This is a genomic window from Streptomyces sp. FH025, assembly GCF_017427025.1.
Classification (GTDB): domain Bacteria; phylum Actinomycetota; class Actinomycetes; order Streptomycetales; family Streptomycetaceae; genus Kitasatospora.
In genome coordinates this window covers 1-11,990 of the sequence record NZ_JAFLNG010000180.1, presented here as the reverse complement: position 1 = coordinate 11,990, position 11,990 = coordinate 1, and the positions used below count along the sequence as shown (strand labels likewise).

At 75.2% G+C, this 11,990-nt stretch carries 1 protein-coding gene; it reads right to left on the bottom strand.

What is annotated here, in order from left to right:
- The coding region (locus tag J0670_RS39205; protein ID WP_243437050.1) for a type I polyketide synthase at nt 1-11,990 on the bottom strand (11,990 nt) is incomplete at both ends.

Genomic DNA, 11,990 nt, shown 5'->3' with positions numbered 1-11,990 from the left:
GGACTCCGGGCCGTTGACGGCCGCGATCGCGACACCGTCCACCAGAGCGGACAGCACCTCCGCCTCCGACGCGTTCACCGCCGCCATCGCACCACCACCAGGCAGCGCCTGCATCAGCCGAGCCCGCGCCGCCACCAGACGACAGGCATCCGGCAGCGACAGCACCCCGGCCACATAAGCGGCCGCGACCTCACCCACCGAGTGACCCACCACCGCGTCCGGCACCACACCGGAAGCGGCCAGGACCGCCGCGACAGCCACCTCGAAGGCGAACAGGCCCGCCTGCGCGTACAACGTCTGGTCGGCCAGCGCCTCGTCGACACCCTCGACGCCGAGGACGACGTCCCGCACCGAGATCCCGAGCTCCAACTCCAGCAGCCCGCAAACCCGGTCGAAGACCTCCGCGAACACCTCGCTGCCCTCGTACAGACCCCGGCCCATCCCGGCCCACTGCGAACCCTGACCCGCGAAGACCAGACCCACCCGGGCACCCGCACGGGCCACGCCCGACACCACAGAACCGGAGGAAACCCCGGCAGCCAGACTCGTCACACCATCGAGCAGTTCGGCCCGCTCGGTACCGACCACCACGGCCCGGTGCTCGAACACCGAACGCGTCGCGGCCAGCGACCACGCCACATCCGCCGGCTCCAGCCCCGGCCGCCGCGAGACCCACTCCCGCAGCCGACCCGCCTGAGCCGCCAGCCCCTCGGCCGTCTTGCCCGACACCACCCACGCACCGGCACCCGGCAGCACCGGCTCAACCGTCGTCGACTCCGCCTCGACGGCCTCGGCCGCCGGCGCCTCCTCCACGATGACGTGCGCGTTGGTCCCGCTGATCCCGAACGCCGACACACCCGCACGGCGCGGACGCTCCCCCGCCGGCCACGGCACCGGCTCGGCCAGCAGCCGCACCTCACCCGCCGACCAGTCCACGTGCGGCGACGGCTCGTCCACGTGCAGCGTCCGCGGCAGTTCCTCGTGCCGCAGCGCCAGCACCATCTTGATCACACCGGCCATGCCGGCGGCGGCCTGGGTGTGCCCGATGTTGGACTTCACCGACCCCAGCCACAGCGGCTCGTTCCCCGCGCGCTCCTGGCCGTACGTCGCCAGCAGGGCCTGCGCCTCGATCGGGTCACCCAGCGGGGTACCGGTGCCGTGCGCCTCCACCACGTCCACGTCAGCGGCCGTCAGTCGCGCGTTGGCCAGCGCCGCACGGATCACCCGCTGCTGCGACGGACCGTTCGGCGCCGTCAGACCGTTGGACGCACCGTCCTGGTTGATCGCCGAGCCCCGCACCACCGCGAGCACCCGGTGCCCGTTGCGACGGGCGTCGGACAGCCGCTCCAGCAGGACCATGCCGGCGCCCTCGCCCATGCCCATGCCGTCGGCCGCGGCCGAGAAGGCCTTCGAGCGCCCGTCCGCCGCCAGTCCGCGCTGACGGGCGAAGCCCACCATCTCCCACGGCGTGGCCATGACCGCGACACCGCCGACCAGCGCCAGCGAGCAGTCCCCGGACCGCACGGCCTGGGCAGCCGTGTGCAGCGCCACCAGCGAGGAGGAGCACGCGGTGTCGACCGTCACCGCCGGGCCCTCCAGGCCCAGCACGTACGACACCCGGCCGGAGATGATGCTCGTGGCGTTCCCGGTCACCAGGTGGCCCTCCACCTGCCCCGCGCCGTCCTGGCCGCCGAGCTGCATGCTGGCCAGCGCGTAGTTCGACGAGTACCCGCCGATGAACACGCCGGTGCGCGAACCGCCCAGCGACGTCGGGTCGACACCGGCGGACTCCAGCGCCTCCCAGGACAGTTCGAGCATCAGGCGCTGCTGCGGGTCCATCGCCAGCGCCTCGCGCGGGCTGATCCCGAAGAAGCCCGCGTCGAACCGGCTCGCCTGGTGCAGGAAGCCGCCCTCGCGTGCGTAGGTCGTCCCGGCGTGCGAGGGGTCGGGGTCGAACAGGGCGTCCGCGTCCCAGCCCCGGTCCTGCGGGAAGCCGGAGATGCCCTCCCCGCCCGCAGCCAGCAGCTCCCAGAGTTCCTCGGGGGTGTTCAGCCCGCCGGGGAAGCGGCAGCTCATCGCGACGATGGCGACCGGCTCGTCGTCGGAGGCCACGGCGGTCGGCACGACCTGCGCCGACGCGCTGTCGGCCAGGGCGCCGAGCAGCTCCGTCCGCAGGTGCTCGGCCAGCACCACCGGGGTGGGGTAGTCGAACATCAGGGTCGCCGGCAGGCGCAGCCCGGTCGCCGCCGCGATCCGGTTCCGCAGCTCGACCGAGGTCAGCGAGTCGAAGCCCAACTCACTGAACGCACGGCCGGCTTCGACCTCGTCGGAGCTCGCGTAGCCGAGGACGGCGGCGGCCTCCTCGCGGATCGTGTCCACCAGGATCCGCTCCTGTTCGACCCGCGACAGGCCGGTCAGGCGTCCGGCCAGCTCGCCCTCGGCCTGGCGCCCGCCGCCGGCCTCGGTCCGCTGCGCCGCCTTCAGCCGCAGGGCGTCCGGCAGGTCGCGCAGGAACGGGACGTCCAGGATCTGCGCCTGGCCGGGAGCGGCCGCGAAGGCGGGCCAGTCGAGGTCCATGACGGTCAGGACGGTGTCCGGGCCGGCCACCGCCTCGCCCAGGGCCTTGACCGCCGTCGCGGGGTCCATCAGGACCTCCCAGCGGTTGCGGCGCAGCCGCTGACGGGCCGCCTCGCTGCCCCCGGACACGCCCTCGCCGGCCCAGGGGCCCCAGGCCACCGAGAGGGCGGGAAGGCCGCGGGAGCGCCGGTTCTCCGCCAGGGCGTCCAGGAAGGCGTTGGCGGCCGAGTAGTTGGCCTGGCCGGCGCCGCCGAAGGTGGCCGCGGCCGAGGAGAACAGCACGAAGGCGTCGAGGTCGAGGTCCGCGGTGAGCTCGTCGAGGTGGACGGCACCGGCGGCCTTGGGCGCGAGGGCGCTCGCCAGCCGGTCGTCGTCGAGGCCGTCGAGCACACCGTCGTCGAGCACACCGGCGGTGTGCAGGACGGTCGTGAGCGACGGGCCGCCCGCACCGATGTGGTCGAGGAGTCCGGCGAGGTCGGTGCGGCTGGCGCTGTCGCAGCGGCTGACCTCGACGTCGGTTCCGGCCGCCGCCAGGTCAGCGGCCTGCGCCACGGCGCCCGGGGCGGTGACGCCGGAGCGGCTGGCGAGGACGAGCCGGTCGGCCCGGCCGGCCAGCCAGCGGGCCACGTGCCCGCCCACGGCGCCGGTCCCGCCGGTGATCAGCACGGTGCCGCGCGGCGTCCAGTCCCGGCCCGCCTTGGGCTGCGGGGCGCGGGTCAGGCGACGGCCCAGGATGCCGGCGGGCCGGATCGCCACCTCGTCCTCGCCGCAGCCGGCGAGGACCGTGCAGAGCCGGCTCGCGGCCCGGTCGTCGAGGACGGCGGGCAGGTCGATCAGGCCGCCCCAGCGGTCCGGCTGCTCCAGGAAGACGACCCGGCCGAGGCCCCAGGTCTGTGCCTGCACCGGGTTGGTCAGCGGGTCGCCCGGGCCGGTGGCGATCGCGCCCGAGGTGAGCGTCCACAGCGGGGCGGCGATCGCGGCGTCGGTCAGCGCCTGGATCAGGGTCAGGGTGCCGGACAGTCCGGCGGGCACCACGGGCCGGTCCGCGAGCGGCGTCTCGTCCAGGCCGAGCAGCGAGACCACTCCGGTCACGCGGACCGGGGTGTCCTGGTCGGCGCCGGAGCGCAGGGCCCGGGTGAGGTCGGCGGCCAGCGACTCGCGCCGCGCCGTGCCGGTCTCGACCTCGACGACCTCGGCCCGGACGCCCCGCGAGGTCAGCGCCCGGACGCAGGCCTCGACCAGGTCCGCGGTGCGGCCGGAACGGTCCGCGGGGACGGCCACCAGCCAGGTGCCGGCCGGCTTGGCCGGCGCGGGGTCGGTGACGGGCGCCCAGGTGACGCGGTAGCGCCAGTTCCCGGTGAGGTCGCGGTCGCGCTCGCGTCGCCGCCAGGACGCCAGCGAGGGGAGCACCTCGCCGAAGGAGCGCTCTCCGTCGACGGCGAGCGTGTCGGCGAGCTGCTGGAGGTCGCCGTCCTCGACGGCCGCCCAGAACCGGGCCTCGGCCGCCGAGGTCGTGCCGTCCCCGTCGGCCGCCGCCGGCGCGGCCAGGCGGGAGCCGGTGAGCCAGTACCGCTGGTGCTGGAAGGCGTAGGTGGGCAGGTCGGTGCGTCGCCCGGCGGGCAGCACCTTGCGCCAGTCGACGGCGATGCCGCCCACGTGCACCCGGGCGAACGCCGCCAGCAGCCGGCGGGGGCCGCTGTTCTCGCGGTCCAGCGTCCCGGTGATCACCGGGGCGCCGGCCGTTCCCAGGTCCTCGATCGTCTCGGCGATCCCGGTGGTCAGCACCGGCTGCGGGGACACCTCGATGAACGTCCGGTTCCCGGCCGCGGCCAGCTCCCGGACCGCCTCGTCGAAGCGGACGGTCCGGCGGACGTTGGCGAACCAGTAGCCGGGGTCCAGCTCCGAACCGCTCATCCACCGGCACTCGACCGTGGAGAACAGCGGGACGCGTCCGGCTTCCGGCCGGATCCCCGCCAGACGCTCGGTCAGCACGCCCTCCAGCTGGGAGATCCCGGCCGAGTGCGCGACGAAGTCGGTCACCGGGAGGGGCCAGCGCATGACCTTCCGGGCCGCCAGCTCGGCGCCGAACTCGGCCAACGCGTCCGTTTCGCCGGACACCACGGTGGCGGCGGGTCCGTTCACGGCCGCGATCGCCAGCCGGTCACCCCAGGGGGCGAGCAGTTCGCGCACCGCTGCGGCGGGCATGACGACCGACAGCATCCCGCCGCCGGTGCCGAGCCCGGACAGCGCCCGGCTGCGGACCGTCACCACCTTGGCCGCGTCCTGAAGCGACAGGATCCCGGCCACCGTGGCCGCCGCGATCTCGCCCTGCGAGTGACCGAGCACCGCGCCCGGCGTGACACCCGCGGCCTCCCACACGGCTGCCAGCGACACCATCACCGCCCACAGCGCGGGCTGCGCCACGTCGGCGCGGTCCAGGTCGGGCGCGCCGTCCGCACCGGCCAGCACCTCGGTCAACGACCAGTCCACGTACGGTTCCAGGGCCTGCGCGCACTCGGCGAGCCGGGCCGCGAACACCGGCGAGGTCGCCAGCATCTCCCGCCCCATGCCGGCCCACTGGGCGCCCTGGCCGGGGAAGACGAACACCGCCTCGCCCGACTCGGCGGCGGCCGACGTTCCGGTGACCACCCCGGGAGCGCTCTCCCCGGCCGCCACCGCGGCCAGGCCCGCGGCCAGTTCCTCGCGGGCGGTGCCGGTCACCACGGCCCGGTACTCGTACACCGACCGGGTCGCCGCCAGCGACCACGCCACGTCCGCCGGGTCCAGCTCCGGCCGCGACGTCAGGTACTCCGCCAGCCGGGCCGCCTGGCGGCGCAGGCCGTCCGCCGTCCGCCCCGACACCACCCAGGCACCGGCCTCGGGCGCGTCGAGGAGCGCGGGGGCCTGCGGCTCGCCGGCGCCCGGGTCCGCCGCGGACGCCTCGGCGTCCGCCGGGTCGGGGGCCTCCTCCAGGATCACGTGGGCGTTGGTGCCGCTGACCCCGAACGAGGACACCCCGGCCCGGCGCGGGCGTCCGTCCGTCTGCCACGGCCGCGACTCCGTGAGCAGGCGGACGTCGCCGGCCGACCAGTCCACGTGCGGCGAGGGCTCGTCCGCGTGGAGCGTGGCCGGCAGGTTCCTGTGCTGGAGGGCCAGCACCATCTTGATCAGGCCGCTGATGCCGGCCGCGCCCTGGGTGTGGCCGATGTTGGACTTCACCGAGCCCAGCCACAGCGGCCGGCCCTCCGGCCGGTCCTGGCCGTAGGTGGCGATCACGGCCTGCGCCTCGATCGGGTCGCCCAGCACCGTGCCGGACCCGTGTGCCTCGACCACGTCGACGTCGGCGGTCGTCAGTCCGGCGTCGGCCAGCGCCGCCCGGATGACGCGCTGCTGCGAGGGGCCGTTGGGCGCCGTCAGACCGTTGGACGCGCCGTCCTGGTTCACCGCGGAGCCGCGCACCACGGCCAGCACCGGGTGGCCGTTGCGCCGGGCGTCCGAGAGGCGCTCCAGCACCACCATGCCCGCGCCCTCGGCGACGCCCATGCCGTCCGCCGCGGCCGAGAAGGACTTCGACCGGCCGTCGGGGGACAGCCCCCGCTGCTTGCTCACCCAGATGAACAGGTCCGGGGCGGAGGCGATGAACGCGGCACCGGCCAGCGCCAGCGAGCACTCCCCCGAACGCAGCGCCTGGCTGGCCAGGTTGACCGCCACCAGCGCCGACGAGCACGCGGTGTCGACGGTCACCGCCGGGCCCTCCAGGCCGAAGGTGTAGGACACCCGGCCGGAGAGCACGCTGGTCGTGGTGCCCGTCAGCAGGTGGGCCTCCAGGCCCTCCGAGGCGTCCGGCCCGACCAGGCCGTAGCCCGCGTAGCTCGCACCGGTGAACACGCCGGTCCGGCTGCCGCGCAGCGTCGACTGGTCGATGCCGGCCCGCTCCAGGGCCTCCCAGGAGGTCTCCAGGAGGAGCCGCTGCTGCGGGTCCATCGCCAGCGCCTCACGCGGGCTGATGCCGAAGAAGCCGGCGTCGAACTCGGCCGCGTTGTAGACGAATCCGCCCTGGCGCACGTACGCCGTGCCGGGGTTGTCCGGGTCCGGGTCGTAGAGGCCGTCCAGGTCCCAGCCGCGGTCCTGCGGGAACGCGCCGATCGCGTCCGTGCCCGAGTCCAGCAGTTCCCACAGTTCCTCCGGGGTCCGCACCCCGCCGGGGAAGCGGCAGCCCATGCCGACGATCACCACGGGGTCGTCGTCCAGCGGCACCGTGCTCGCCACGACGCCCGCGCCGCCGCTCGCGGCCCGGTCGCCCAGCAGCTCGTCCCGCAGGTAGCCGGCCAGCACCGTCGGGCTCGGGTAGTCGAAGAGCAGCGTGGCGGGCAGCTTCAGCCCGGTGGCGGCGCCCAGGCGGTTGCGCAGTTCGACGGCGGTCAGGGAGTCGAAGCCCAGCTCGCTGAAGGCCCGGCTGCTGCCGACCGCCTCCGGGGAGGAGTACTCCAGCACGCCGGCGGCCTCGGCCCTGACCAGGTTGACCAGGGTGCGGTCCTGCTCGGCGGCCGGCAGGCCGGCCAGCTGCTGGCGCAGGGGCGTGGCGGCGGCCCGGTCGGCGGACTGGTCGGGCCCGTCGCCGGCCAGGGCCTCGACGGCCTCCGGCAGGCTTTCGATCAGCGGGCTGGGGCGGCGCAGGGTGAACGGCGGGGCGAACCGCGCCCAGTCCACGTCCACGACCGTCGTCAGCGCCTCGCTCCCGTCCAGGATCCGGGCGAGCGCGCGGGTGGCCAGGTCGGGGCTCATCAGGCGCAGGCCGCGCCGCTCCAGCTGGGCGCCGTCGGCCCCGGCGCCCATCGCGCCGACGCTCCACGGGCCCCAGGCCACCGAGGTGGCGGCCAGGCCCCGGGCCAGGCGGCTCTCCGCAAGGGCGTCCAGGTAGGCGTTCGCCGCCGAGAACCCGGGCTGCTGGCCACCGCCCCAGACCGCGGCGACCGAGGAGAAGAGGACGAACGCGTCGAGGTCCAGGCCGGCGGTCAGCTCGTCCAGCCAGGCTGCCGCGTCCGCCTTGGCCGCGAGGACCTCGGCGAACTCCGCGAGGTCCAGACCGTCGACCGGCGTGTTGTCGATGGCCTCCGCGAGGTGCAGGACGGACGACAGGGCGGGGCCGGTCGACGGGATCCGGTCGAGCAGGCCGGCCAGCTGCGACCGGTCGGCGGCGTCGCAGGCCACGACGTCCACGTGGGCGCCGCGCTCGGCGAGTTCGGCCGCCTGCGCGGCGACACCGGGGGCGGCGGGGCCGGTGCTGCCGGTCAGCACCAGTCGGGCCGCACCCCGCTCGACCAGCCAGCGGGCGACGTGCCCGCCGATCGCCTCGGTGCCACCGGTGACGAGCACGCTGCCGCGCGGCGTCCAGTCCCGGGCGTCCTTGGGCTGCGGGGCGTGGACCAGCCGGCGGGCCAGCAGACCGGTCCGCCGGACGGCGACCTGGTCCTCGCCGCAGCCGGCCAGGACGGCGGTCAGCAGGCCCGCGGTCCGCTCGTCGAACTCGGCCGGCAGGTCGATCAAACCGCCCCAGCGGTCCGGGTGTTCAAGTGCGACGACGCGGCCGAAGCCCCAGACCTGCGACTGCAACGGGCCGGCCGGCGCCTCGCCGGGCGTGGCCGCGACGGCGCCGCGGGTGACGGCCCACAGCGGGGCGCTCACACCGGCGTCACCGAGGGCCTGCACCAGGGCGAGTGTCGCCCCGAGACCGCCGGTCACCGCCGGGTGGGTGGGCAGGCGCGACTCGTCGGTCGCGAGCAGCGACAGCACGCCGGACACCCCGGTGGTGCCCTCCTGCGCCTCACGGATCAGCACGGCGATCCCAGTCCGGTCGACGGCGCCGACCGGAACCTCGACGAACACGACCTCGGCCCCACGGGAGGTCAGCGCGGCGGCGCACTGCCGGGCGAGTTCGTCATCGCTCCGGCCCTCCGGGGTGACGACCAGCCAGTTGCCCGACGGCGCACCCGAGAGCCGCTCGGTCACCGGCGTCCAGGTGACGCGGTAGCGCCAGCCCTCCGTCGCCGAGCGGTCGCGCTCGCGGCGGCGCCAGGACGCCAGGGCGGGCAGCACCTCGACGAGTTGCCGCTGGTCCTCGATGGCCAGCGTGTCGGCGATGCGGGCCAGGTCCCCGCCTTCGACGGCGGCCCAGAACGCGGCCTCCGCCTCGGTACCCGAGCCGTCACCACCGACGGCCGTCACGCCCGCGGCCGAGGGCTCCAGCCAGTACCGCTCACGCTGGAAGGCATAGGTCGGCAGATCCACCGGCTCGGCGACCGACAGAACGCTCTTCCAGTCGACCGCAAGGCCACCCACATAAGCCTGCGCCAGAGCCGTCACCAGCCGGGCGGCACCCGCGTTGTCACGCTCCAGGGTCCCGACCGTCAGCACATCCGCGACACCCGCGTCCTCAGCCGTCTCCGTGACCGCCGCGGTCAGCACCGGGTGCGTCGACACCTCGACGAACGCCCCGTAACCACCACCCAGCAGGGTGCGGACGGCCTCCTCGAAACGGACCATCCGACGCAGGTTCGCGTACCAGTACCCCGCATCCACCTCGGCACCGGTGAGCCACTCGCCGGTCACCGTGGAGATCATCGGCACCCGGCCCGCCCGCGGGGCGATCCCGGCCAACTCCTCGGTGAGCAGCGCCTCCAGGGGCTCGACGGCCGGGGAGTGCGCGACGAAGTCCGTCGCCGGGATCCGCCACCGCAGCACCTTGCGCGAGGCCAGCTCACGCTCGAACTCCGACAGCGCCTCCGGCTCACCCGAAACCACCACCGCGGCAGGGCCGTTGACCGCCGCCACCGACAGCCGCTCGCCCCAGCCCTCGACGATCTCCCGAACCGCCGGCGAAGGCATCACCACCGACACCATCGAGCCCTGGATGGACAGGCTCGTCAGCGCCCGCGCCCGGACGGTCACCACGCGGGCGGCGTCCTCCAGGGACAGGATCCCGGCGACGGTGGCCGCCGCGATCTCGCCCTGCGAGTGGCCCAGGACGGCGTCCGGCGTGACACCGGCGGCCTCCCAGACCGCCGCGAGCGACACCATGATCGCCCACAGCACCGGCTGCACGACATCCGCCGCGTCCAGGGCGGGAGCGCCCTCGGCACCCGCCAGCACCTCGTCCAGCGACCAGTCCACGTACGGCGCCAGGGCCTGCGAGCACTCCGCCAGCCGCGCCGCGAACACCGGGCTCACCGAGGCGAGTTCCCGGCCCATGCCGACCCACTGCGCACCCTGACCCGCGAACACGAACGCCGTCCGACCACCGGTCCGGGCCACTCCCGACACCACCGAAGCGGCCGGAGCACCCAGGGCCAGACTCTCCAGGCCCGACGCCAGCGCGACACGGTCGCCACCGACCACCACGGCCCGGTGCTCGAACACCGAACGCGTCGCCGCCAACGACCACGCCACGTCCCGCGGCTCCAGCTCCGGCCGCTGCGACACCCAGTCCCTCAGCCGGCCCGCCTGAGCCGTCAGCCCCCGGGCCGACCGGCCCGACACCAGCCACGCGGCCGGCCCACCCTCGACCACCACGGCCGAACGGACCTCGTCGACCGGCTCGTCCACGGTCTCCGCCGGTTCGGCGTCGCCGACCGGGGCCTCCTCCAGGATGAGGTGGGCGTTGGTGCCGCTCATCCCGAACGACGAGACGCCGGCGCGACGCACCCGGTTCTCGGCCGTCCACGGCACGGCCTCGGTCAGCAGCTCCACCTCACCGGCCGACCAGTCGATGTGCGGCGAACGCTCGGCGGCATGCAGGGTCGCCGGCAGTTCCCGGTTCCGCAGCGCCATCACCATCTTGATCACACCGGCCACACCGGCGGCCGCCTGGGTGTGCCCGATGTTCGACTTCACCGACCCCAGACGCAACGGACCGCTGTCGCCGCGCTCCTGACCGTACGTCGCCAGCAGCGCCTGCGCCTCGATCGGGTCACCCAGCGGGGTGCCCGTCCCGTGCGCCTCCACCACGTCGACCTCGTCGGCGCGGACCCCGGCGTTGGCCAGCGCCGCCCGGATCACCCGCTGCTGCGACGGACCGTTGGGCGCCGTCAGACCGTTGGACGCACCGTCCTGGTTGGTCGCGCTGCCACGGATCACCGCGAGCACCCGGTGCCCGTTGCGGCGCGCGTCCGACAGCCGCTCGACCACGAGCATGCCCGCGCCCTCGCCCAGGCCCATGCCGTCGGCCGCCGCCGAGAACGGCTTGCACCGGCCGTCCGGCGCCAGCCCCATCTGCCGGCTGAACTGGTCGAACAGCAGCGGGTTGGCCGCCACCATGACACCGCCGGCCAGGGCCAGCGTGCACTCCCCGGAGCGCACCGCCTGGCAGGCGAGGTGCAGCGCCACCAGCGAGGACGAGCACGCGGTGTCGACCGTCACCGCCGGGCCCTCCAGGCCCAGCACGTACGACACCCGGCCGGACACCACGCTGGTCGAGATCCCGGTGACGAGGTGCCCGTCCAGCTCGCCCTGCAGACCGGAGCTCCAGCCGTAACCCGAGGCGGACGCGCCCGCGAACACGCCGGTCGCCGAACCGCGCAGCGCCGCCGGGTCGAGACCGGCCCGCTCCAGCGCCTCCCAGGCGACCTCCAGCAGCAGCCGCTGCTGCGGGTCCATCGACACCGCCTCACGCGGACTGATCCCGAAGAACCCCGCGTCGAAGCCGGTCGCGTCGTAGACGAAGCCGCCGGCCCGGACGGGGCCGCCGTCGGCGGCGTCGCCCTGGCCCTCGATGACCCAGCCCCGGTCCTCCGGCAGGACGGAGATGGCGTCGGTCCCGGCGGTCACCAGGTCCCACAGCGCCTCGGGGCCGGTCACACCGCCCGGGTACCGGCACGCCATGCCGACGATCGCCAGCGGCTCGTCGGTCGCCGCCGCCGCGACCGGAGCGCTCTGCGCGGCGTCGGGGATGCCGGCCAGCTGCGCCAGCAGGAACTCGGCGGCGGCCGTGGGCGTGGGGGCGTCGAACATCAGGGTCGCGGGCAGCTGGAGTCCGGTGGCGGCGCTGAGCCGGTTGCGCAGCTCGACCGAGGTCAGCGAGTCGAAGCCCAGGTCGCTGAAGGCACGGGTGGCCTCGACGGCCTCGGGCGAGGCGTAGTCGAGCACCGAAGCGGCCAGGGTCTGCACCAGGTGGACCAGCGCCCGGTTCTGCTCGATGCGCGACAGACCCGCCAGCCGCTGCTTCCAGGACGCGCTCGCGTCCGAACCGCCGGCCCGGTCGCCCCCGGGAGCGTCCGGCAGCTCGTCGGCCAGGGCCGCGACGACCTCGGGCAGGCCCTCGATCAGGGGGCTGGGGCGGCGCAGGGTGAACGGCGGGGCGAACCTCTCCCAGTCGATGTCGGCGACCGTCAGCTGCTCCTCGCCGCCGTCCAGGATCT